General features: G+C 67.6%; 20 protein-coding genes. 18 read left to right on the top strand and 2 right to left on the bottom strand.

The features are described 5' to 3' along the window. Nucleotides 1-48: 48 nt before the first annotated feature. The 12 genes from lnt (at nucleotide 49) to pnp (ending at nucleotide 14,675) form a co-directional block, all read left to right on the top strand. The gene (gene lnt, locus J2852_RS04830; RefSeq protein WP_209871752.1) at nucleotides 49-1,677 is read left to right on the top strand and encodes an apolipoprotein N-acyltransferase; all 1,629 of its coding nucleotides are present in this window, start codon (nucleotides 49-51) and stop codon (nucleotides 1,675-1,677) included. Nucleotides 1,678-1,790: 113 nt separating this feature from the next. Further along, complete coding sequence (locus tag J2852_RS04835) at nucleotides 1,791-2,276, top strand: helix-turn-helix domain-containing protein (protein WP_209871755.1); 486 nt, start codon at nucleotides 1,791-1,793, stop codon at nucleotides 2,274-2,276. Between the two features lie 216 nt (nucleotides 2,277-2,492). After that, on the top strand, nucleotides 2,493-3,662 hold the full coding sequence (gene metK, locus J2852_RS04840) for a methionine adenosyltransferase (protein WP_209871758.1): 1,170 nt from the start codon (nucleotides 2,493-2,495) through the stop codon (nucleotides 3,660-3,662). Between the two features lie 73 nt (nucleotides 3,663-3,735). Beyond that, nucleotides 3,736-4,464 (top strand): tRNA (guanine(46)-N(7))-methyltransferase TrmB, encoded by a 729-nt coding sequence (gene trmB / locus J2852_RS04845; protein WP_209871761.1) that lies wholly within the window; start codon nucleotides 3,736-3,738, stop codon nucleotides 4,462-4,464. 256 nt (nucleotides 4,465-4,720) lie between these two features. Beyond that, entirely contained in the window at nucleotides 4,721-5,206 is a 486-nt protein-coding gene (gene rimP, locus J2852_RS04850) for a ribosome maturation factor RimP (RefSeq protein WP_209871764.1), read from the top strand. Nucleotides 5,207-5,260: 54 nt separating this feature from the next. After that, complete coding sequence (gene nusA / locus J2852_RS04855) at nucleotides 5,261-6,796, top strand: transcription termination factor NusA (RefSeq protein ID WP_209871767.1); 1,536 nt, start codon at nucleotides 5,261-5,263, stop codon at nucleotides 6,794-6,796. A gap of 37 nt (nucleotides 6,797-6,833) precedes the next feature. Further along, complete coding sequence (locus J2852_RS04860) at nucleotides 6,834-7,541, top strand: RNA-binding protein (RefSeq protein WP_209871770.1); 708 nt, start codon at nucleotides 6,834-6,836, stop codon at nucleotides 7,539-7,541. Between the two features lie 14 nt (nucleotides 7,542-7,555). Further along, the gene (gene infB / locus J2852_RS04865; protein ID WP_209871772.1) at nucleotides 7,556-10,288 is read left to right on the top strand and encodes a translation initiation factor IF-2; all 2,733 of its coding nucleotides are present in this window, start codon (nucleotides 7,556-7,558) and stop codon (nucleotides 10,286-10,288) included. Nucleotides 10,289-10,472: 184 nt separating this feature from the next. Continuing rightward, nucleotides 10,473-11,033, top strand: coding sequence for a 30S ribosome-binding factor RbfA (rbfA, locus tag J2852_RS04870; RefSeq protein WP_209871776.1), 561 nt, complete (start codon nucleotides 10,473-10,475; stop codon nucleotides 11,031-11,033). After that, entirely contained in the window at nucleotides 11,023-11,961 is a 939-nt protein-coding gene (gene truB / locus J2852_RS04875; protein ID WP_209871779.1) for a tRNA pseudouridine(55) synthase TruB, read from the top strand. The genes rbfA and truB overlap by 11 nt, the downstream gene beginning before the upstream one ends. Before the next feature lie 16 nt (nucleotides 11,962-11,977). After that, entirely contained in the window at nucleotides 11,978-12,247 is a 270-nt protein-coding gene (rpsO, locus tag J2852_RS04880; protein WP_209871782.1) for a 30S ribosomal protein S15, read from the top strand. 304 nt (nucleotides 12,248-12,551) lie between these two features. After that, nucleotides 12,552-14,675, top strand: coding sequence for a polyribonucleotide nucleotidyltransferase (gene pnp / locus J2852_RS04885; protein WP_209871785.1), 2,124 nt, complete (start codon nucleotides 12,552-12,554; stop codon nucleotides 14,673-14,675). Between the two features lie 74 nt (nucleotides 14,676-14,749). Here the strand turns inward: pnp and ypfJ are convergent, their stop codons facing one another. Further along, nucleotides 14,750-15,646, bottom strand: coding sequence for a KPN_02809 family neutral zinc metallopeptidase (gene ypfJ, locus J2852_RS04890; protein ID WP_209871788.1), 897 nt, complete (start codon nucleotides 15,644-15,646; stop codon nucleotides 14,750-14,752). Between the two features lie 98 nt (nucleotides 15,647-15,744). On the opposite strand from ypfJ, the gene J2852_RS04895 reads away from it, so the two are divergent. Continuing rightward, nucleotides 15,745-16,287, top strand: a complete 543-nt coding sequence (locus tag J2852_RS04895) for a TspO/MBR family protein (RefSeq protein WP_209871791.1) — start codon at nucleotides 15,745-15,747, stop codon at nucleotides 16,285-16,287. Nucleotides 16,288-16,315: 28 nt separating this feature from the next. On the opposite strand, the gene J2852_RS04900 is transcribed toward J2852_RS04895, so the two are convergent. Next, a complete protein-coding gene (locus J2852_RS04900) occupies nucleotides 16,316-17,350 on the bottom strand; it encodes a lysine-2,3-aminomutase-like protein (protein ID WP_209871794.1) in 1,035 nt (344 codons plus the stop codon). A 64-nt stretch (nucleotides 17,351-17,414) separates the two neighbouring features. Between J2852_RS04900 and J2852_RS04905 the strand changes: the two genes are divergently transcribed. From J2852_RS04905 to J2852_RS04925, 5 genes are all read left to right on the top strand, one after another. Beyond that, on the top strand, nucleotides 17,415-18,152 hold the full coding sequence (locus J2852_RS04905; protein ID WP_209871798.1) for a glycerophosphoryl diester phosphodiesterase: 738 nt from the start codon (nucleotides 17,415-17,417) through the stop codon (nucleotides 18,150-18,152). A gap of 169 nt (nucleotides 18,153-18,321) precedes the next feature. Next, complete coding sequence (locus J2852_RS04910; RefSeq protein WP_209871800.1) at nucleotides 18,322-19,719, top strand: NAD(P)H-dependent flavin oxidoreductase; 1,398 nt, start codon at nucleotides 18,322-18,324, stop codon at nucleotides 19,717-19,719. Between the two features lie 191 nt (nucleotides 19,720-19,910). Beyond that, on the top strand, nucleotides 19,911-20,345 hold the full coding sequence (irrA, locus tag J2852_RS04915; RefSeq protein ID WP_209871803.1) for an iron response transcriptional regulator IrrA: 435 nt from the start codon (nucleotides 19,911-19,913) through the stop codon (nucleotides 20,343-20,345). Nucleotides 20,346-20,517: 172 nt separating this feature from the next. Next, the gene (locus J2852_RS04920; RefSeq protein ID WP_209871807.1) at nucleotides 20,518-20,931 is read left to right on the top strand and encodes a rubrerythrin family protein; all 414 of its coding nucleotides are present in this window, start codon (nucleotides 20,518-20,520) and stop codon (nucleotides 20,929-20,931) included. A 98-nt stretch (nucleotides 20,932-21,029) separates the two neighbouring features. Beyond that, nucleotides 21,030-22,385: a heterodisulfide reductase-related iron-sulfur binding cluster gene (locus J2852_RS04925; RefSeq protein ID WP_209871810.1), complete on the top strand. Its 1,356-nt coding sequence runs from the start codon at nucleotides 21,030-21,032 to the stop codon at nucleotides 22,383-22,385. Nucleotides 22,386-22,391: the final 6 nt, after the last annotated feature.

Raw genomic sequence — 22,391 nt, forward strand, 5'->3', positions numbered from 1 at the left:
CGCCCCACCTGTGAGCCGTCCGGCCTCGCCGTTCACGGAGACCGCCCCTTGACCGCCACCGACACCCTGTCCTCCCCGGCGCCGCTGCGCCGGATTCCGGCGCGCCTTGCCGAGCTGTCCGGGTGGCGGCGGCTGGCGATGGCGGCGGTCTTCGGTGGTCTTGCGACCTTCGCGCTGCCGCCGGCCTATGCGGTGCCGGTGCTGCTGCTGGCCTTTCCGGGGCTGCTCTGGCTGCTGGACGGCGTGCGGACGGGGAAGGGGGCCTTCGCGGTCGGCTGGTTCTTCGGCTTTGCGCACCATCTGCTGGGGCTCTACTGGATCAGCGCGGCGCTGTTCACCGACATCGGGCGCTTCTGGTGGGCGCTGCCCCTGTCGGCGGCGGGCTTGCCGATCCTGCTGTCCATGTTCACCGGCTTCGCCACGCTCGTGGTGTGGAAGCTGCGGGCGGCGGGCCTCGCCCGCGTGCTGCTGTTCGCCGCCTCCTGGGCCGTGTTCGAATGGCTGCGCGGGCATCTGTTCACCGGCTTCCCGTGGAATCTTATCGGCTACAGCTGGACCGGCTTTCTGCCGGTGTTGCAAACCGTGTCGCTGACCGGCGTCTACGGGCTCAGCCTGCTGACCGTGCTGGTCGCGGCGCTTCCTGCTGCGCTGGGCGATGTCCCCAATTCGCAAACAGGCCCCAATTCGCAAACAGGCCCCAATTCGCAAACAGCGGCGCCGCCGCGCCGGGCCTGGGCGGCGCTGGCGGCTGGGCTGGCGCTGTTCGCCGGGCTCAGCGGGTGGGGGGCGATGCGGCTGGCCGGCGCCCCAGCGGAGACAGTGCCGGGGGTACGGCTGCGCCTTGTCCAGCCGGCCATCGACCAGCGGCTGAAGTGGGAACCGGCCGAGCGCGTGCGCAACATCCAGCAGCAGCTCGACCTCTCCGCCGCCCCGGCGTCGGAACCCATCACGCACGTCATCTGGGCCGAGACCGCCGTGCCCCTGTTCCTGGAGCAGGACGCCCGCGTGCGGCAGGCACTCGCTGCCGTGACGCCGCCGGGCGGCTTGCTCATCACCGGGGCGCCGCGCGCGTCGGTGGACGTGTATGGCGAGCGCAGCTACTTCAACAGCCTGCTGGCGGTGGACGGCAGCGGCGCGGTGACGGCAGCCTTCGACAAATTCCACCTCGTCCCCTTCGGCGAGTACATGCCGCTGCGCCAATGGCTGCCGGTCGGCGCCATCGCCGGCAACGGGGCGGAGTTCTCGGCCGGGCCGGGGCCGGTGTCGCTGCCGATGAAGGGCCTGCCGCCGGTCAGCCCGCTGATTTGTTACGAGGTCATCTTCCCCGGCGCGGTCACCGATCCTGGCAACCGGCCGCAATGGCTGCTGAACCTGACCAACGACGCCTGGTACGGCAACACCGCCGGCCCGCACCAGCATTTCGCCATCGCGCAGACCCGCGCGGTGGAAGAGGGGTTGCCGCTGGTCCGTGTCGCCAACACCGGCATTTCCGGCGTGACCGATGCTTATGGACGAGTGACTGCCATGCTCGGCCTCGGGCAGCGGGGCGTGGTCGATGCGGCCTTGCCCAAGGCGCTGCCCGTCCCCACACTTTATGGTCGGGCGGGCGACATGATTTTTGGAGTAATGCTCCTGAGCTGTATTGCCCTCGGCCTGCTCGCTCGACATCGCCGCTAGCGCAACCCAGAATCTTTTACAACCACGCGCGACGGGAGCGGCAGGGGCGCCCTTGACTGCATACGTGGATATGTCGTATCAAGGTTGCACAACTGTTCCAGGGAATTAGAGACATGCCAGCAGCAGCAGCGCGGGGCCGCCGGGCCTCAGCCGGCCGCCCCAAAACGGGAAAGCCGAACCCGATCGACGTCCACGTCGGTTCCCGCGTCCGTTTGCGCCGGACCCTTCTCGGTATGAGCCAGGAAAAGCTGGGCGAGGCCATTGGTCTCACCTTCCAGCAGGTCCAAAAGTATGAGCGCGGTGCCAACCGCATCGGCGCGTCGCGCCTCTTCGACCTCAGCCGCGTGCTGGACGTCCCGGTGTCGTTCTTCTTCGACGACATGCCGGCCGACGCCGCCGCCGCTCCGGTGGAGGATGAGGACGGTGGCGTGACCTACGAGGAGCGTTCGGGCGGTTACGAGCCCGATCCGATGGCCAAGCGCGAGACGCTGGAGCTGGTCCGCGCTTACTACCGCATCAACGACCCGTCGGTCCGCAAGCGGCTGTTCGAGCTGACCAAGGCGGTCGCCAACGCCGCTACGATCGAAGCGGCCGAGTAACATCCCCTGTCCGTAAGGGGGATGCGCCGCACCGGCCGCATCCCCCTTGCGCTTATGACGAGCGATTCCGGTACCCCGGCGTCCTATTGCCGGGAGATTGCTTGACCCCGGCGGCAAACCTTGTCAAATACGGGAAAAGATCGGTTTTCCCGTGGGTGCTGCGCCGATCTTCAGATTTTCAATGTGAAATAGCCCCCTTCATTGCCGAGGTTCGCCGTGGCCAAGCTCAACTACGTCTTCACCAGCGAGTCCGTGTCCGAAGGCCATCCGGACAAGGTCAGCGACCGGATCTCCGACGCGATCGTCGATTTGTACCTGTCGCACGACCCGTACGCCCGCGTGGCCGTGGAGACGCTGTGCACCACGAACCAGGTGGTGCTGGCCGGCGAGGTGCGCGGGCCGGAGAGCATCACGCCCGACATGCTGATCCAGGTCGCGCGCGCCGCGGTGAAGGACATCGGCTACGAGCAGGACGGCTTCCATTGGGAGAAGATGGACGTCAAGTGCTTCGTCCATTCGCAGTCGGCCGACATCGCGGTCGGCGTCGACGCCGCCGGTGAGAAGGACGAGGGCGCCGGCGACCAGGGCATCATGTTCGGCTACGCCTGCAACGAGACCCCGGCCCTGATGCCGGCGCCGATCTACTACAGCCACGCCATCCTGAAGTCGCTGGCCGAAGCCCGCCATTCGGGTGCCGCCCCGCAGCTCGGCCCCGACGCCAAGAGCCAGGTGACGCTGCAGTACGAGAACGGCAAGCCGGTGCGCGCCACCGCCGTCGTGGTCTCCACCCAGCACGCCGATGGCCTGAGCCAGGAGGAGGTGCGCGAGATCGTCCGCCCGCACGTCGTCAATTGCCTGCCGCAGGGCTGGATGTGCGACGAGGCCAGCTTCTACGTCAACCCGACCGGCCGCTTCGTGATCGGCGGGCCGGACGGCGACGCCGGCCTGACCGGGCGCAAGATCATCGTGGACACCTACGGCGGGGCCGCTCCGCACGGCGGCGGTGCCTTCTCCGGCAAGGATCCGACCAAAGTCGACCGCTCGGCCGCCTACGCCGCGCGCTACCTCGCCAAGAACGTCGTCGCGGCGGATTTGGCGCAGCGCTGCACCATTCAGCTGTCCTATGCGATTGGCGTCTCGAAGCCGCTGTCGGTCTATGTGGACACGCACGGCACGGGCAAGGTCGATGAAGACCGCCTGTCGGCGGTTCTGCAGCAGCTGGTGGACCTGTCCCCGCGCGGCATCCGCACGCACCTCGGCCTGAACAAGCCGATCTACGCGCGCACCGCCGCCTACGGCCATTTCGGCCGCGAGGCGGAGGCCGACGGCGGCTTCTCCTGGGAGAAGACCGATCTGGTCAAGGACCTGCGCGCCGCGTTCTTTTAAGAACGGTTTGGACTGGTAAGGTATGCAGGGGCCGTTTCGGCCCCTGCTTCTGTTTTTGGACCCCGCTTTCATCATGACCGACGACTCCACCACAGATTCCTCCGCCACGGATTCCTCCAACCGGCTCTACGGACGCCGCAAGGGCCGGCCGCTCCGCAAGCGCAAGACCGAACTGCTCGGCACGATTCTGCCGTCTCTGGAAATCCCGGTGCCCCGGCCGGGCGAGCGGATCGACCCGCAGGCCCTGTTCCCCAAGCCCGTGCGCGACGTGTGGCTGGAGGTCGGCTTCGGAAGCGGCCATCACCTCGCCTGGCAGGCGGCGCGCAACCGCGACGTTGGCCTGATCGGGGCGGAGCCCTTCGTCAACGGCGTCGCCGGCCTGATGGCGCTGGTGGACGAGGAACAGGTGCAGGATAATGTCCGCGTCCTGCCCGACGACGCCCGCCCGCTGCTGGACGCCCTGCCGGACGCGTCCATCGGCCGCGCCTTCGTGCTGTTCGCCGACCCTTGGCCGAAGAAGCGCCATTGGGAGCGCCGCTTCATCGGCCCCGACAACCTGCCGCGCCTGTCGCGCGTGCTGAAGGACGGGGCGGAGCTGCGGCTGGCCAGCGACGACATGGGGCTGGTGCGCTGGATGCTGGAGCACACGGTCAAGCACCCGGACTTCGAATGGACCGCGCGCGGCCCGTCGGACTGGCGCCACCGCACCGAGGACTGGCCGCCGACCCGCTACGAGGAAAAGGCCATCGAAGCCGGCCGCAAGCCGGTCTTCCTGCGCTTCATTCGGAAGGCGAGGGCGTAAGCTTCTCCAGAGGATCGAGGGTCGCGCGTCTGACCAAGGCGCGGCGCGACCCCGCCTCCGATCGCCGACGTTGGAAAAGCGCTTGCGGCTTGCCACGGAATGTCTATATTCACCGCATGAACCCATACGGATCGGCGGCCCGGGAAACTGGGCCGGCGGGACGCTTTGCGGGTGGGCCTTGGCCCACTTATTTTTTTATCAGCGTGTGGAATCCTCGCATTCGCTCGATTCCGGGCGACGAGGCAGGTCAGGTGGAATGGACGCAACCGGTCGTATCGAAGAGATCATCACGCCGTCGGTCGAGGCCATGGGCTACGAGGTCGTGCGTGTGCAGGTCACCGGTGGGCAGCACGCGGTTCTTCAGATCATGGCGGAACGCGCCGACGGCGCCCCCATGACGGTCGAGGATTGCGCCGATCTCAGCCGCTCCATCTCCGCGCTCCTCGACGTCGAGGATCCGATCAAGAACGCCTACACGCTGGAGGTCAGCTCGCCCGGCATCGACCGGCCGCTGACCCGGCTGAAGGATTACGAGCGTTTCGCCGGTTTCGAGGCGAAGCTGGAAACCCGGCTCGCCGTCGATGGCCGCAAGCGTTTCAAGGGCATGCTGAAGGGCGTCGAGGACGGCCTCGTGTGCATCGATACCGAACAGGGAGCCGCCCGCCTGGAATTCGACAACATCCTGCGCGCCAAACTGGTTTTGACGGATGAGCTGATCCGCGCCAGCCAGGGCCAGGGTTGAGCCGTTCCGGCCGGGTCCACCCAAGAACGAACGCCACTCCAGGAAGTGTGACGGATGGAACTGCTGCAAGTCGCTGACGCGGTCGCCCGCGAAAAGAACATCGACCGGGACGAGGTCCTGGAGGCGATGGAACAGGCGATTCAGAAGGCCGGTCGCTCCAAGTACGGCCACGAGCACGACATCCGCGCCCGCATCGACCGCAAGACGGGCGACATCCACCTGACCCGCCACCTCGAGGTGGTGGAGACGGTCGAGAACGAGGCGACGCAGGTCACGCTGGCCTACGCCCAGCGCCGCAAGCCCGGCGCCCAGATCGGCGATTTCCTGGTCGATCCGCTGCCGCCCATCGACTTCGGCCGCATCGCCGCCCAGACGGCCAAGCAGGTCATCGTCCAGAAGGTCCGCGACGCCGAGCGCAAGCGCCAGTTCAACGAGTACAAGGACCGCACCGGCGAGATCGTCAACGGCCTCGTCAAGCGCGTCGAGTACGGCAACGTCACCGTGGATCTCGGCCGCGCCGAGGCGATCCTGCGCCGCGACGAGCTGCTGCCGCGCGAGCATTTCAAGAACGGCGACCGCGTGCGCGCCTACATCTTCGACGTCCGCGAGGAAACGCGCGGTCCGCAGATTTTCCTGTCGCGCACGCATCCGATGTTCATGGCCAACCTGTTCAAGCAGGAAGTGCCGGAGATCTACGACGGCATCATCGAGATCAAGGCGGTCGCCCGCGATCCGGGCAGCCGCGCCAAGATCGCGGTGATCAGCCACGACAGCTCCATCGACCCGGTCGGCGCCTGCGTCGGCATGCGCGGCAGCCGCGTCCAGGCGGTCGTCGGCGAGCTGCAGGGCGAGAAGATCGACATCATTCCCTGGTCGCAGGAGCCGGCGACCTTCGTCGTCAACGCGCTGGCCCCGGCGGAAGTCGCCAAGGTCGTGCTGGACGAGGAGAACAAGCGCATCGAGGTGGTGGTGCCGGACGACCAGCTGTCGCTGGCCATCGGCCGCCGCGGCCAGAACGTGCGCCTCGCCACCATGCTGACCGGCTGGGACATCGACATCCTGACCGAGCAGGAGGAGTCGGAGCGCCGCTCCGAGGAATTCCGCAGCCGTTCGGGCCTGTTCATGGAAGCCCTGGACGTGGACGACGTGATCGCCCACCTCCTTGTGGCCGAGGGCTTTACCTCCGTCGAGGAAATCGCCTATGTCGAGACCGAGGAACTCGCCGAGATCGAGGGCTTCGACGAGGACGTGGCCGACGAGCTGAAGCAGCGCGCCCTGAGCTTCCTGGAAGAGCAGGACGTCCGCATGAACGAGAAGCGCCGCGCGCTCGGCGTTGAGGACGCGGTGGCCGAGCTGTCCGGCCTGACGCCGGCGCAGCTGGTCAAGCTGGGTGAGAACGGCGTGAAGACGCTGGACGACCTCGCCGACCTCGCCGCCGACGAGCTGCGCGACTACCTCGGCAAGGACGGCCCGTCGGAAGACGAGGCCAACGAGATCATCATGGCCGCCCGTGCCCACTGGTTCGACGGTGAAGACGCTGTGCCCGCGCAGGCCCAGCCGTCCGCCGACGGCGAACCGGCGCAGGGCTGAGCCCGGTTAGAGCAGAGTTGGAGCTGTTACGGTACGGATGGTAGGGCTGAACGACGCGATTGAGCATGAGCCGGGCGGGCACGAACCGGGCGGCGACGAGCCGCAGCTGCCGGCGGATCTGGAAAAGGGTCCGCTGCGCCGCTGCCTCGCCACCGGGGCGGTGCAGCCGAAGGACGGCATGATCCGCTTCGTGATCGCGCCGGACGGCGAGGTCGTGCCCGACCTGGAGGAGCGGCTCCCCGGACGCGGGTTGTGGCTGTCGGCCGATAGGGCGGTTCTCGCCCGGGCCATCGCCAAGAACCTGTTCGCCAAGGCGGCGCGGCGCGCGGTGCGCGTCCCGCCCGATCTGGCGGACCGTCTGGAACGGCTTTTGGAACGTCGTTGCCTCGACGCTTTCGGTTTGGCGCGCCGCGCCGGCCAGGCGCTCGCCGGCTACGAAAAGGTGCGCGAGGCGCTGAAGACCAACCAGGTCGGACGCGCCGGGCCGCCGCTCCTGCTGGTGGAAGCCAGCGACGGATCGCCCGACCAGCGGGGCAAGGTTACAGCGCTGGCGCCGGGAATGCCGGTGGTTGACCTCTTCGACTCGGCGGCCATGGCCGCGGCTTTGGGGCGGGACCACGCGGTGCACGCGGTGGTGGCGCGCGGCAAGCTGGCCAAAGGATTGGCCCGCGACTCCGCGCGTCTCAAGGGTATAAAGGGCTTTGTCGCCGGCACGTCGCCGGCCGGCCAGGGTACTAACGTCTGACCATTCGGGAACCGATGACCGACAGCAACGACCAGGACCACAAGAAAGTCTTGCACCTCAACACCGGCAACTCGTCCAAGGGAAAGCTGGAGTTGAAGAAGCCGGTCGAGACCCAGGTCCGGCAGAGCTTCTCCCATGGACGGTCAAAGCCGGTTACCGTGGAGGTCAAGCGCAAACGCGCCGTCGAGAAGGGCGCCCTGCCGGGCGTCGCCGACGGTGGCGCGGCGGCGCGTCAAGCCGCCCAGGGCATGCCGATGCGCGGCGGCCCCGGCCAGCGCCCGCGCGGCGGTGGCGGCGGTGGCGTGCGCCAGCTGACCAAGGAAGAGCGTGAAGCCCGCCTGCGCGCCCTGCGTGGCGCCGTGCAGGAAGAGGAACAGCGCCGCCTGAACGCCGAGGAGGAGGCGGAACTCGCCGCCATCGCCGAGGCCGAGGCCGCTGAAGCTGCCGCCAACGCCCCGACGCCGGTCGTCGAGGAAGAGCCCGAGATTCTCGACGCCGAGACGCTGCGTCAGCGCGAGCTGGCAGAGCTGCGCGGCATCGAGGAGGCCGAACGCAAACAGGCCGAAGAGGCCGAGCGCCGCCGCCAGGAAGAGGAAGCCAAGCGCAAGGAGGCCGAAGAGGCCAAGCGCAAGGAGACCGAACAGCAGGCGCCGCGCCGCGACGGCGCCGCCCGTCCGGGCGCTCCGGCCGCCCGCACCGCCGAGGAGGCTCCGGCCGCCCGTCCGGCGCCCGGTACCCCCGGCCGCTTCGAAGACGAGGACGACCGTGGCGGTGCCCGCGGCAAGCCCGGCAAGGCGAAGGCTCCGGCCCCCGCCCCCGTCCGCAAGGCGGCTCCGGGCGGTGACCGCCGCAAGGGCGCCAAGATGACCGTTTCGCAGGCTCTCAGCGACGAGGGCGGCGAGCGCACCCGCTCGCTGGCCGCCGTCCGCCGCGCCCGTGAGCGCGAGCGGCTGCGTCAGATGAGCCGTCAGGAGACGCAAAAAGTGACCCGAGACGTCGTTCTGCCGGAGGTCATCACCGTCCAGGAGCTGGCCAACCGCATGGCCGAGCGCGGCGCCGACGTCATCAAGCAGCTGATGCGCATGGGCGTGATGGCCACCATCAACCAGACCATCGACGCCGACACGGCGGAGCTGGTCATCGCCGAGTTCGGTCACCGCGTGCGCCGCGTGTCGGAGGCCGACGTCGAGGTTGGCCTGCGGGGCGAGGACGATGCGTCCGACAACATGGTGGCGCGTCCCCCGGTCGTCACGATCATGGGCCACGTCGACCACGGCAAGACCTCGCTGCTGGACGCGCTGCGCCAGACCGACGTGGTCAGCCGCGAGGCCGGCGGCATCACCCAGCACATCGGCGCCTATCAGGTGCAGCTGGAGTCCGGCTCGAAGATCACCTTCATCGACACGCCGGGCCACGCCGCCTTCACCGAGATGCGCGCCCGTGGCGCCAACGTGACGGACGTGGTCGTGCTGGTCGTCGCCGCGAACGACGGCGTCATGCCGCAGACGGTCGAGGCGATCCATCACGCGAAGGCCGCGAAGGTTCCGATCATCGTCGCCATCAACAAGATCGACCTGCCCGACGCGAAGCCGGAGCGTGTCCGCCAGGAACTGCTCCAGTACGAGCTGGTCGTGGAAGAGATGGGCGGCGACATCCTGGACGTGCCGGTGTCGGCCAAGGCCAAGATGAACCTGGACAAGCTGGAGGAGGCCATCCTCCTGCAGGCCGAAATCCTGGAGCTGAAGGCCAACCCGAACCGCGTCGCCGAAGGCGTCGTGATCGAGGCCAAGCTGGAGCGCGGCCGTGGTTCGGTCGCCACCGTGCTGGTCCAGCGCGGCACGCTGAACGTCGGCGACGTGTTCGTCACCGGGTCGGAGTGGGGCCGCGTCCGCGCCCTCATCAACGACCGCGGCCAGAACGTGCAGTCGGCGGGTCCGGCGGTTCCGGTCGAGGTGCTCGGCCTGAACGGCACGCCGATGGCCGGCGACGACTTTACCGTGGTGGAATCGGAAGCCCGCGCCCGCGAGATCGCCGAGTTCCGCCAGCGCAAGAAGCGCGAAGCGGCCAACGCGGCCAGCGCGCGCGGCTCGCTGCAGGACATGTTCACCCGCATCCAGGCCGGCGAGGCCAAGGAACTGCCGGTGGTCATCAAGGGCGACGTCCAGGGCTCGATCGAGGCGATCTCCAGTTCGCTGGAGAAGCTCACGGCCGAGCACACCGAAGTCAAGGTCCGCGTGCTGCACGCGTCGGTGGGCGCGATCAACGAATCCGACATCACGCTGGCGAACGCGTCCAACGCGATGATCATCGGCTTCAACGTCCGCGCCAACCCGCAGGCCCGCGATCTGGCCAAGCGCGACGGCGTGGAGATCCGCTACTACTCGATCATCTACAACGTGATCGACGACGTGAAGGCGGCCCTGACCGGCCTGCTGTCGCCGACGCTGCGGGAGCGCTTCATCGGCTACGCGAACATCCGCGAGGTCTTCAACATCACCAAGGTCGGCAAGGTCGCCGGCTGTCTGGTCACGCAGGGCACGGTCAAGCGTGGTGCGGGCGTCCGCCTGCTGCGCGACAACGTCGTCATCCACGAGGGCACGCTCAAGACGCTCAAGCGCTTCAAGGACGAGGTCAAGGAAGTGCGCGAGGGTTACGAGTGCGGCATGGCCTTCGAGAACTACGACAACATCCAGGCAGGCGACATCATCGAGGCCTTCGAAATCGAGGAGGTGGCGCGCGAGCTGTAAAGCCTGCCGTCACGATCTTCGGGTCTTCTGACAAGCGAGGGCGCGCGAGCGTCCTTGAGACTTCGGGCAAGCAAGGGCGCGCGAGCGCCCCTGAGACTCCAGACAAGCAAGGGCGCGCGAGCGCCCTTGTCTTGCTTGTGCGGCAGGGCATGTCCCTTCACGCACTGCATTCGGGACCGACACCATGAGAAAAAAGAACCACGACGCCGGAAAGCCCCCGTCCCAGCGGCAGCTGCGCGTCGGCGAGGAACTGCGCCACGCTCTGGCTGAGCTGCTTCAGCGGGGCGACTTCCACGACCCGGAGCTGGCCGAGCTGAACGTCACCGTGACCGAGGTGCGCATCAGCCCGGACCTGCGCAACGCCACCGCCTTCGTCACGCCGCTGGGCGGCGGCGCCATGGCCGAGACGCTGGCTGCGCTGCGCCGTGCCGCGCCCTTCCTGCGCGGCCAGATCGCGCGGGCCATCAACCTGCGCTACGCCCCGACGCTGAGCTTCGAGGCCGACACCTCCTTCGACTATGCCAGCCGCATCGACAGCATCCTGCACAGCCCGGCGGTCGCCCGCGACCTGGGCCGCCCGGTTCTGGCCGACCGCGTCAACGGCGACGATGACGACGAGGATGAGGACGACCGCTGGGACGAGGACGACGAAGACCAGATCGACGAGGATGAGGGTCCGGACGACGACGATCTGGACGACGAGGACGATCTGGACGACGAGGAAGAGGACAAGCGTGGCTCGTAAGCGCAAGGGCGAGCCGATCCACGGCTGGATCATCCTCGACAAGCCCGAAGGCCTCACCTCGACCCAGGCGCTGTCCAAGGTGCGGCGGTTGCTGAACGCGGAAAAGGCCGGGCATGGCGGTACGCTGGACCCGGCAGCTACGGGCATCCTGCCCATCGCGCTGGGCGAGGCGACCAAGACCGTCTCCTACGCGATGGACGGCGAGAAGACCTACCGCTTCACCGTCCGCTGGGGCGAGCGCACGGCCACCGACGACCGCGAGGGCGAGGTGATCGAGCGTTCCGATGTGCGTCCGGACGCCGACGCGATCCGCGCCGCTCTGCCCGCCTTCCTGGGCGAGATCGAGCAGGTGCCGCCGCAGTTCTGCGCCATCAAGATCAACGGCGAGCGCGCCTACGACATCGCCCGCGAGGGCGACGCGGTGGATCTGAAGTCGCGCATCGTCCGCATCGACCGGCTGGAACTGATCGAGACGCCCGACGCCGACACCGCCGTTCTGGAGGTCGATTGCGGCAAAGGCACCTATGTGCGCTCCATCGCCCGCGATCTGGCCGAACGGCTGGGGACGGTCGGTCACGTCATCACGCTACGCCGTTTGCGCGTCGGCGCCTTCACCTTGGAGCGCGCGATTTCCCTGGACGACTTAGCCGCAATGGAGCAAGGTGCGGCGGTCGAAAGACTTCTGCTCCCGATTGAGACCGCGCTGGACGACATCCCGGCGCTGGCCCTGACCGAAGCGGAAGCGCACCGACTGAGACACGGCCAGACGGTGGCTCTCCTCACCCGACAGGACCGCGAACGCCTTGCGGCGCTTCACGGGGCTGTGGGCGGGGATGGCGCCGTTATTGCGCTTTTCGGCGGAAAGCCGGTGGCGCTGGCGCGGGTCGAGGGGGCGGAGGTCCGTCCGGTGCGCGTCCTCAACCTTTAGAATTTAGGAGACCCCGATGTCGATTACGCCCGAGCGCAAGCAGGAGCTGATCAAGGAATATTCCCGTGGCCAGGCCGACACCGGCTCGCCCGAGGTCCAGGTCGCCATCCTGTCGGAGCGCATCCGGAACCTGACCGAGCACCTGCAGGGCCACAAGAAGGACTTCCATTCCCGCCGTGGTCTGCTGGTGATGGTCGGCCAGCGTCGTCGTCTTCTTGACTACCTCAAGAAGAAGGACAACAGCCGCTATGCCACGCTCATCGAGCGCCTGGGCCTGCGCCGCTAATCCTGTATAGAGGCGCCTCTCCTGGTGACCGAACACACGCTCCGATCAGCCCAATCCCCTCCGCACCGTCCGGTGCCATGGGAGCAGGCGTGCTGGTCGGGGCGTTCGGCTGTTAGCGAAGGTTATGTTTAGTCAGACGGCCGGCCCGGATCCTTCCGGGACCGGCCGTTTGGCGTTTCATACGGTCGGCGGGTTCGGGACGCGATCTTGCGCCGACCGTTTCACATGCGGGGTCTTACGACTGGTGGCCCCGGCCTAGGCCAGCAATCCGGCGGGCCAAGGTGTCGGATGGAAGGAAAGACAGATGTTCAACGTTTACCGCAAAGAAATCGAATGGGGCGGGCGCAAGCTTACGCTGGAGACCGGTAAGATCGCGCGTCAGGCTGACGGCGCGGTTCTGGTCACCTACGGCGAGACCACCGTGCTGTGCACGGCCGTGGCCGCCAAGTCGCCGAAGCCCGGCGTCGATTTCTTCCCGCTGACGGTCAATTACCAGGAAAAGACCTTCGCGGCCGGCAAGATTCCCGGCGGCTTCTTCAAGCGCGAAGGCCGCCCGACGGAGAAGGAGACGCTGGTCAGCCGCCTGATCGACCGTCCCATCCGTCCGCTGTTCGCCGATGGCTTCCGCAACGAGACGCAGGTCATCTGCACCGTGCTGAGCCATGATCTGGAGAACGATCCGGACATCGTCGCGATGGTCGGCACCTCGGCCGCGCTGACGATCTCCGGCATTCCGTTCCTCGGCCCGATCGGCGCCGCGCGCGTCGGCTACGTCGACGGCCAGTACGTGCTGAACCCGACCATGGACCGCGTCGGCGACTCGGTGCTCGACCTCGTCGTCGCCGGCACCACCGAAGGCGTGCTGATGGTCGAGTCGGAAGCCAAGGAGCTGACCGAGGAGGTCATGCTCGGCGCCGTCATGTTCGGCCACAAGAACTTTCAGCCGGTCATCCAGGCGATCATCGAGCTGGCCGAGCAGTGCGCGAAGGAGCCGTGGGACCTGCCGGAGCCGGCCTACGACCGCGCCGGCCTGAAGGCCAAGCTGCGCGAGACCGTGGGCGCCGACGTGGAGGCCGCCTACACCGAGACGGTCAAGCAGGTCCGCTACGAGAAGATCGGCGCGGCCAAGGCCAAGGCCCTCGAGTCGCTCGCCGAGTCGTTCGAGGCCCAGGCCATCGCGACCGAGTTCAAGGAGCTGGAGGCCGACATCCTGCGCGGCGCCGTCCTGAAGACCGGCCGCCGCATCGACGGCCGCGACACCAAGACCGTGCGCCCGATCGTGTCGGAGGTCGGCGTTCTGCCGCGCGCCCACGGCTCGGCCCTGTTCACCCGCGGCGAGACGCAGGCGCTGGTCGTGACCACGCTCGGCACCAGCCAGGACGAGCAGATCATCGACGCGCTGGAAGGCGAGTACCGGGAGCATTTCATGCTCCACTACAACTTCCCGCCGTACTCGGTGGGCGAGGCCGGCCGCATGGGCTCGCCGGGCCGCCGCGAGATCGGCCACGGCAAGCTGGCGTGGCGCGCCATCCACCCGCTGCTGCCGACCAAGGAAGAGTTCCCCTACACGCTGCGCGTCGTGTCGGAAGTGACGGAGTCCAACGGCTCGTCGTCGATGGCGACGGTCTGCGGCACCTCGCTGTCGCTGATGGACGCCGGCGCCCCGCTGGCGCGCCCGGTGGCCGGCATCGCCATGGGCCTCATCAAGGAAGACAACGGCTTCGCGGTCCTGTCGGACATCCTGGGTGACGAGGACCACCTCGGCGACATGGACTTCAAGGTTGCCGGCACCGACAAGGGCGTGACCGCCCTGCAGATGGACATCAAGATCACCTCGATCACCGAGGAGATCATGAAGATCGCCCTGGCCCAGGCCAAGGACGGCCGTCTGCACATCCTCGGCGAGATGGCGAAGGCCCTAACCGGCGCCCGCGAGGCGGTCAACCAGAACGCCCCGCGCATCACGGTCATCAACATCCCGAAGGAGAAGATCCGCGATGTGATCGGCTCCGGCGGCAAGGTGATCCGCGAGATCGTGGAGCAGACCGGCGCCAAGATCGACATCGAGGACGACGGCACCGTCAAGGTTGCCGCTGTCGACAACAAGGCCGCCCAGGCGGCCATCGACTGGATCAAGGGCATCGTCGCCGAGCCGGAGCTGAACGTCGTCTACACTGGCAAGGTCGTGAAGGTCGTCGATTTCGGCGCCTTCGTGAACTTCCTGGGCTCCCGCGACGGCCTCGTCCACATCTCCGAGCTGTCGCAGCAGCGCGTCGGCAAGGTGGCGGACGTGGTCAAGCAGGGCGACGAGGTGAAGGTCAAGGTCATCGGCTTCGACGACCGCGGCAAGGTCAAGCTGTCGATGAAGCAGGTCGATCAGGCCACCGGCGAAGACCTGACCAAGAAGGACGCCCCGGCGGCCGATTGATCGGCGGTTGGGCTGTCGTAAGGAAAAGGCGCCGCAAGGCGCCTTTTTCGTTTCCGGCTTCGGTTTCGTTCCGGCTACAGCCGATCCGCGCTGAAGGTGTCGCAGGCCTGCATCTGGCCGGACTCCAGGCCGGTGCGGAACCAGCGGACCCTTTGGGCGGAGCTGCCGTGGGTGAAGCTGTCCGGGGCGACGGTGCCGCGCGACTGCTTTTGCAGGCGGTCGTCGCCGATGGCGCTGGCGGCGGTCAGGGCTTCCTCCACGTCACCGGGTTCGATGATCTGGCGTTCGCGGTTGGCGTGGTTGGCCCACAGGCCGGCGAGGCAGTCGGCCTGCAGCTCCAGCCGAACCGACAGGGCATTGGCCTCGGCGCGGTTGCCGGCGCGCTGCTGCGCCTGCTGGACACGGTCGGAGATGCCCAGCAGGTTCTGCACATGGTGCCCGACCTCGTGCGCAATGACGTAGGCCTGGGCGAAGTCGCCCGGCGCGCGGAAGCGGTCGCGCAGGTCGCGGTAGAAGCTGAGGTCGATGTAAAGCTTCTGGTCCAAGGGGCAGTAGAAGGGCCCCATGGCCGCCTGCGCGAAGCCGCAGCCGGAATCCACCGCGCCGGAGAACAGCACCAGCGTCGGTTCCTGATAGTTCCGCCCGGCCTGCTGGAACAGGGCGTTCCAGGTGTCCTCCGTGTCGGCCAGCACGACGGAGACGAAGCGGCCAAGCTCGTCGTCGGCGTTGGAGCGCGGGGCCTGCGATTGCTCATAGCGGGACTGCTCGACCGGCACGGTGCCGTTCAGCAAATCCATCGGGTTGATGCCGAGCAGCAAGGAGACGACCACGACGACGGCCAGCCCGCCGATGCCCAGGCCGCCGCGCCCGATGGGGATGCCCCGCCCTCCCAGGGGGCCGCCCATGGAGAAGCCGCCACCGCCGCGACGATCCTCGACGTTTTCGCTCTCACGTCCGCCTTGCCAGCGCATCGCATGATCCTCCAACCCTGTACGGACGGTTAACCGGGGAGGGGGCTTCGGCGTTCCTTAAGCTTGACCTCGGGGGATGGCGGTCCATCTGGCTTGCCATGCAAAACGCTTCCTTCGCCCCCACTGACATCGGTCGCCTGCCATTCCGCGTGCGCTGGTGGCACGCGCTGATCTTCTGGCTGCTCGCCAACACTTACGGTTTTTTCGAGCGGGGAGGGGAGCCGTATGCGGGCTACCAGCCCTCGCCCTTGCAACCGCCCGGCTGGGCCTTTCCGCTGATCTGGCTGCCGCTGAGCCTCGTCCAGCTGTGGGGCGATGTGCGGATGCTCAACGCGCCCTGGACGATCCAGTACCGGGCGGCGTTGATCGGGCTTCAGGGGGCCTTGTGGCTGCTCTATTTCAGCTTCAACTTCGCCTATTTCACGCTGGGCAGCCCGATCCTGGCGATGGCCTGGACCATCTCCTACTTCATCATCGCCGCCTTCAGCGTGGCGTTCGTCTGGAAGGACGACCGGGCCATCGCAGCGAGCTGGCTGCCGCTGGTGCTGTGGACGGCCTATGCGTCGGTGGTCGCCGTGCACGCCGTCATGACCAACCCGGATCCGCTGTTCGGGGTGGGGCCGCGCCTGGGTGCGGGCTGACTGGAAATCCGGCGTTTGTAGAGAAGAATCAGCCTCGGTATTCGTGGCGCTTCCCGGTGAAGTCTTCCGCCGTGTGGCCGCCCGTTCCATCCGACTCCACCCAGGCCGGCGCCGCCGGGGCCTTGCCGTGGCCGCCGGGGATGTCCAGCACGTAGGTCGGCTGGCAGAGCCCCGACACCGTTCCGCGCAGCGCCTTCACCAGGGCCTGCCCCTCGGCCAGGGTCGGGCGGAAGTGGCTGGTGCCGGCCGCCAGATCGGGGTGGTGCAGGTAATAGGGCTTGACCCGGTTGCGCACCAGCCCCCGGAACAGGGCCTCCAGAGTCGCCGCGTCGTCGTTGACGCCCTTCAGCAGCACCGTCTGGCCGACCAGCGGAATGCCGGCGTCCGCCAGCCGGCCCAGCGCCGCACGGGCGTCGTCGGTCAGCTCGACGGCGTGGTTGACGTGGACGGCGACCCAGGTCGCCACGTCCGCGCCCTTCAGCGCCGCGACCAGCTCCGCCGTCACCCGCGCCGGGTCGGCGACGGGAACGCGGGTGTGCAGGCGGACCACGCCGACGTGCGGGATGGCCGAGAGGGTCTGTACGATGTGGGTCAGCCGGCGCGGCGACAGCAGGAACGGGTCGCCGCCGGTGATGACGACCTCCCACACCTCCGGGTGTTCGCGCACGTACGCCAGGGCGGCGTCCAGCTCCTCGGACGACAGCGCCTCGCCGCCGGGGCCGACCATCTCGCGGCGGAAGCAGAAGCGGCAGTACACCGCGCAGGCGTGCAGCGGCTTCAGCAAAACCCGGTCGGGATAACGGTGGACGATGCCTTTCACCGGGCTGCGGACCACGTCGCCGATGGGGTCGGCGCGCTCCTCCGGCGCGGTGTACGCCTCCTCTGGCGAGGGCACGTACTGCGCGTACAGCGGATCGCCGGGCGTGGCGCCGGCCAACTGGTCCAGCAGGTACGGGGTAAGCGCCACCGCGTAGCGGCCGGCGACGTCGGCGACCGCCGCGCCCGCTTCGGGCGTCAGCAGCCCGGCACCCACCAGATCGGAGACGCTGTGCGCAGCCTTCATCACTCTTTCCCGACTCGGCACTTTAGGCCCTATAAAGGGGACCGCTCTTACTCCCGCAGGGCCCATGCTGTCGACTCTTCCCCGCCTGATCGGCCATCGCGGCGCCAAGGAAAACGCGCCGGAGAACACGCTCGCCAGCCTCCGCGAGGCCGCCCGCCAGGGCGCCGCCTGGGTCGAGGTGGACGTGATGCTGACCCGCGACCGCGTCCCGGTGCTGATCCACGACGACACGCTGGAACGCACCACCAGCGGCACTGGCCCGGTTCCCGACCTGACCCTGGCCGAGCTGCGACGCCTGGACGCCGGCTCCTGGTTCGACCCGCGCTTCGCGGGGGAGACGGTGCCGACGCTGGAAGACGCGCTGGCCCTGATCCGCGATCTCGGCCTGGGGCTGAACCTGGAGATCAAACCCTATCCGGGGCAGGACGTTGCGACCGCCGAGGCCGCCATCGCGACGCTGAAGCGCCTGTGGCCGGCCGGGCGGCCTCTGCTGCTGTCCAGCTTCGAGGTGCCCTGCCTGGAGGTGGCGCGCGATCTGGCCCCGGACATCCCGCGCGGTTACCTGCTGTGGGACCCGCCCGCCGATTGGGCCGCCATCGCCGACCGGATCGGCGCGGCGACGCTGAACGTCGACCAGGAACGGCAGACGGCCGGGACCGTCGCCGTTTACCGCGCCACCGGGCGGCCGGTGCTGGCCTACACGGTCAACGACCCGCGACGCGCGAATGAGCTGTTCGACTGGGGCGTGGCCGGCGTCTTCACCGACGCGCCGGGGCGTTTGGCCGCAGCCCTCGGCCAATGATCACAGATTTTTTAATGACCCCGCGAATCCGCTCGTCCGCACGGAAATTTCCTCATATATAGGACGCACGCGACGCCGATCCGTCGGGGGTAGGACTCCCGGCGGCGCTTTTCGTCGTCTTTCGGTTTTCGCCCCCCTTCGCGGGCGCTCGTATGGTTTGGAGGTTTCGTTGAAGGCGCTGAAGCCGTTGCTGATGTCTGGCCGGGAGGTTCTGCCGCTCGTCGAGGGTGGCAAGGGAATTGCCGTCTCCAACGGGGAAAGCTCGGGCGCCTGGGCGGCGGCCGGGGGGATCGGCACCTTTTCCGGCGTTAACGCTGACAGCTATGACGAGAACGGCAACCTCCTGCCGCAGATCTATCACGGCAAGACCCGGCGCGAGCGGCACGAGGAGCTGATCAACTTCGGCATCCAGGGCGGCATCGCCCAAGCCCGCATCGCGCACGAGACGTCGAACGGCTTGGGGCGTATCCACATGAACGTCCTGTGGGAGATGGGCGGGGCCGAGCACATCCTGCACGGTGTGCTGGAAGGCTCCCAGGGCCTGATCCACGGCGTCACCTGCGGCGCCGGCATGCCCTACAAGGTGGCCGAGATCGCCGTGCGCTACGGCGTGCATTACTACCCCATCGTCTCCTCGGCGCGCGCCTTCCGCGCGCTGTGGCTGCGCGCCTACCACAAGTTCCGGGACAACCTGGGCGGCGTGGTGTACGAAGATCCCTGGCTGGCCGGCGGCCACAACGGCCTGTCCAACAGCGAGGATCCGCGCCAGCCGGAGGATCCGTTCCCCCGCGTCCTGGCGTTGCGCCAGATGATGAACAGCTTCGGCCTGAACGACACGCCCATCGTCATGGCGGGCGGCGTCTGGTGGCTGTCGGAATGGGCGGACTGGATCGACAACCCCGACCTGGGCCCGGTGGCCTTCCAGTTCGGCACGCGCCCGCTGCTGACCCAGGAAAGCCCGATCTCCATGGCGTGGAAGCGCCGTCTGCTGACGCTGAAGGAAGGCGACGTTTTCCTGAACCGCTTCTCGCCGACCGGCTTCTACTCCTCGGCCGTCAAGAACCCGTTCCTGATGGACCTGATGGCCCGGTCGGAGCGTCAGGTGGCCTACCTGCCCAAGCCGGTGGGCGAGCATTCCGCCGAATTCCCCGTCGGCCCGCGCGGCCGTCCGGTCTATGTGACCGAGACGGACAAGGCGCGCGCCGAGGGCTGGGTATCCCAGGGCTTCACCACCGCGCTGAAGACCCCGGACAGCACGCTGGTCTTTGTCACGCCCGAACAGTCGGAGAAGATCCTCCGGGATCAGGTGGACTGCATGGGCTGCCTGTCGGCCTGCGGCTTCTCCAACTGGGCGCAAAACGAGGAAGGCTCGACCGGCAAGAAGGCCGATCCGCGTTCTTACTGCATCCAGAAGACGCTCCAGGCGGTCAGCCACACCGACGACTGCGAGAACCAGCTGATGTTCGCCGGGCACAACGCCTTCCGCTTCGGCTCCGACCCCTACTACAAGGACGGGTTCATCCCGACCGTGAAGCAGTTGGTCGAACGCATCGCGTCCGGTTACTGATTGGGCGGCTGGCGATCCGGCAAGGTACAATCGGGAACCGTTTCGAGGCGCGTGTGTGCTCATTGTTGCGCCATGACCTGAAATCGTTCTAAAGTGAAGCGGACTGCGGCAGCCTGTCGCGGTCCGTTTTGCATAGGCGACCAGAAGCGACTGGACGACCAGACGCACCTGATCACGGTGAACAGATCGACATGACCGGCGACCGTCCTTTCAAGCGCGCTCTCGACCGCCTGCAGAACGCGGGCTTCCGTCCCACCCGCCAGCGCCTGGGGCTGGCCCGCTTGCTGTTCGAAGGCTGCGATCGCCATGTGACGGCCGAGCAGCTGCACGGCGAGGCGATGGCCGCCGACCTGCGCGTGTCGCTCGCCACCGTTTACAACACGCTGAACCAGTTCACCGCCGCCGGCCTGCTGCGTGAGGTGGTTGTCGAGGCCGGCAAGTCCTACTTCGACACCAACACCAGCGATCACCACCACTTCTTCCTGGAAGGCGCCGGCCGGCTTGAGGACATTCCCGGCGATCACCTGATCGTCCGCAACCTGCCGCCGCCGCCGGAAGGCACACGCATCGCGCGCGTGGACGTCATCGTCCGGCTCCTGGCCGAAGGTCAGAACCAAGAGTCCTAAGCCCGAGAATCATTCTCATTATCATTGCGTTCCAACGCTCTAAAGCGGCTTTTAGAGCGATTCCAGATTGTTGACGATCACCGCTATCGGTGGCATAAGCATTAGCTGCGCCCGGCTTACAGACGCCGTGTGGACGCGCGGCTGGGCGGATAATCGTCTGGAGGAATCAGCCATGTCGCTCAAGGGCACGAAGACCGAAGACAATCTGAAGGCCGCCTTCGCCGGTGAGAGCCAGGCCAACCGCCGCTATCTCTATTTCGCACAGAAGGCCGACGTGGAAGGCTACAACGACGTCGCCGCCGTCTTCCGCTCCACCGCGGAGGGCGAGACCGGCCACGCCCACGGTCATCTGGAGTTCCTGGAGGAGGTGGGTGACCCGGCCACCGGCCTGCCGATCGGCGAGACCTCGGCCAACCTGAAGGCCGCCATCGCCGGCGAGACGCATGAATACACCGACATGTATCCGGGCATGGCCCGCACCGCCCGTGACGAGGGCTTTGACGAGATCGCCGACTGGTTCGAGACCCTGGCCAAGGCCGAGAAGAGCCACGCCGGCCGCTTCCAGAAGGCTCTGGACCAGCTGTAAGAGCTTGCTCGCGGGGGCGCGAGAGCCCCCGCGCCCCTCTTCCAAAAATGACGATGGCCGGCAATGAACCGGCCGCCTGTGTTTCAGGGGAGACGCCCATGCGCGAAGGCAGCCTAGAGGCGCCCGTTCGCCATCCGCTCGACTGGCAGAACCCGGATTTCCACGACGAGGCCAAGCTGGACGCGGAAATGCGCCGCGTCTTCGACATCTGCCATGGCTGCCGGCGCTGTTTTAACCTGTGCGACAGCTTTCCGCGCCTGTTCGACCTCGTGGACAACGCCGGGGACGAAGAGCTGCACGGCGTGAAGTCGGAGGATTTCAAGCCGGTCGTGGACGCCTGCACGCTCTGCGACATGTGCTTCATGACCAAGTGCCCCTACGTGCCGCCGCACGAATGGGCGCTGGACTTCCCGCACCTGATGGTGCGCTACCGCGCGGTCGAGGCGAAGAAAAAGGGCGTGCCCTTCGCGCTGAAGCAGCTGACCGCGACCGACCGCAACGGCAAGCTGGCCGGCGCCGTGGCACCGCTCGCCAACTGGGCGTCGGACGAGAAGAACACGCTGACCCGCCCGATCCTGGAAAAGGTCGCGAACGTCCACCGCGAGGCGCATCTGCCGAAGTTCCACGGCAAGACCTTCGCCATGCGCGCCAAGACGGACGCCATCACCGTCAACACCGCCGCCCCGGCCTACGGCAAGCGCAAGGCGGTGATCTACGCGACCTGCTTCGCCAATTACAACAACCCAAACATCGGCTTGGCGGCCCGCGCCATCCTCGCCAGGAACGGCGTGGAGACGGAGGTCGTCTACCCGTCCTGCTGCGGCATGCCCCAGCTGGAGCAGGGCGACCTGGAGAAGGTCAGCCGCAACGCCGCCACCGTCGCCACCACGCTCGCCCCGTGGGTCGAGAAGGGCTACGACGTGATCGCGCTGGTGCCGAGCTGCGCGCTGATGCTGAAGATGGAATGGCCGCTGATCGTCCCGAAGGACGCGCCGCACCGCAAGGCGGTGGAAAACCTTTCCCAGGCGACCTTCGACGTCAGCGAATACATCGTGGACATCGCCCGCAAGGAAGGGCTGGCGGAGGGCTTGCAGCCGCTGCCCGGCGGCGTGGCGCTGCACATCTCCTGCCATTCCCGCGCCCAGAACATGGGCCAGAAGGCGACGGAGATGCTGCGCCTGATCCCGCAGGCCGACCTGAAGGTGATCGAGCGCTGCTCCGGCCACGGCGGCTCATGGGGCGTGATGAAGGAGAACTTCCCCGTCGCGCTGAAGGTCGGCAAGCCGGTGGCGAACCAGGCGGTGAAGGCCGGCAAGGCCATCGTCGCGTCGGAATGCCCCATCGCCGGCCCGCACATCATGCAGGGCATCGAAAAGCTTGCCGGCGACGCACCGCTGCCCGAAAACCTGCACCCCATCGAGATTTTCGCCCGCGCCTACGGCATCACCGTCTGAGCGTCC

Source organism: Azospirillum soli (genome assembly GCF_017876165.1).
In the GTDB taxonomy this organism is placed as follows: Bacteria; Pseudomonadota; Alphaproteobacteria; order Azospirillales; family Azospirillaceae; genus Azospirillum; species Azospirillum soli.

What these genes read in the sequence shown, in the direction of transcription:
- J2852_RS04835 (WP_209871755.1), top strand. Translation starts at nt 1,791, where the DNA reads ATGCCAGCAGCAGCAGCGCGGGGCCGCCGGGCCTCAGCCGGCCGCCCC.
- trmB (WP_209871761.1), top strand. Translation starts at nt 3,736, where the DNA reads ATGACCGACGACTCCACCACAGATTCCTCCGCCACGGATTCCTCCAAC.
- rimP (WP_209871764.1), top strand. Translation starts at nt 4,721, where the DNA reads ATGGACGCAACCGGTCGTATCGAAGAGATCATCACGCCGTCGGTCGAG.
- nusA (WP_209871767.1), top strand. Translation starts at nt 5,261, where the DNA reads ATGGAACTGCTGCAAGTCGCTGACGCGGTCGCCCGCGAAAAGAACATC.
- J2852_RS04860 (WP_209871770.1), top strand. Translation starts at nt 6,834, where the DNA reads ATGGTAGGGCTGAACGACGCGATTGAGCATGAGCCGGGCGGGCACGAA.
- infB (WP_209871772.1), top strand. Translation starts at nt 7,556, where the DNA reads ATGACCGACAGCAACGACCAGGACCACAAGAAAGTCTTGCACCTCAAC.
- rbfA (WP_209871776.1), top strand. Translation starts at nt 10,473, where the DNA reads ATGAGAAAAAAGAACCACGACGCCGGAAAGCCCCCGTCCCAGCGGCAG.
- rpsO (WP_209871782.1), top strand. Translation starts at nt 11,978, where the DNA reads ATGTCGATTACGCCCGAGCGCAAGCAGGAGCTGATCAAGGAATATTCC.
- pnp (WP_209871785.1), top strand. Translation starts at nt 12,552, where the DNA reads ATGTTCAACGTTTACCGCAAAGAAATCGAATGGGGCGGGCGCAAGCTT.
- ypfJ (WP_209871788.1), bottom strand. Translation starts at nt 15,646, where the DNA reads ATGCGCTGGCAAGGCGGACGTGAGAGCGAAAACGTCGAGGATCGTCGC.
- J2852_RS04895 (WP_209871791.1), top strand. Translation starts at nt 15,745, where the DNA reads ATGCAAAACGCTTCCTTCGCCCCCACTGACATCGGTCGCCTGCCATTC.
- J2852_RS04900 (WP_209871794.1), bottom strand. Translation starts at nt 17,350, where the DNA reads ATGAAGGCTGCGCACAGCGTCTCCGATCTGGTGGGTGCCGGGCTGCTG.
- J2852_RS04905 (WP_209871798.1), top strand. Translation starts at nt 17,415, where the DNA reads ATGCTGTCGACTCTTCCCCGCCTGATCGGCCATCGCGGCGCCAAGGAA.
- irrA (WP_209871803.1), top strand. Translation starts at nt 19,911, where the DNA reads ATGACCGGCGACCGTCCTTTCAAGCGCGCTCTCGACCGCCTGCAGAAC.
- J2852_RS04920 (WP_209871807.1), top strand. Translation starts at nt 20,518, where the DNA reads ATGTCGCTCAAGGGCACGAAGACCGAAGACAATCTGAAGGCCGCCTTC.
- J2852_RS04925 (WP_209871810.1), top strand. Translation starts at nt 21,030, where the DNA reads ATGCGCGAAGGCAGCCTAGAGGCGCCCGTTCGCCATCCGCTCGACTGG.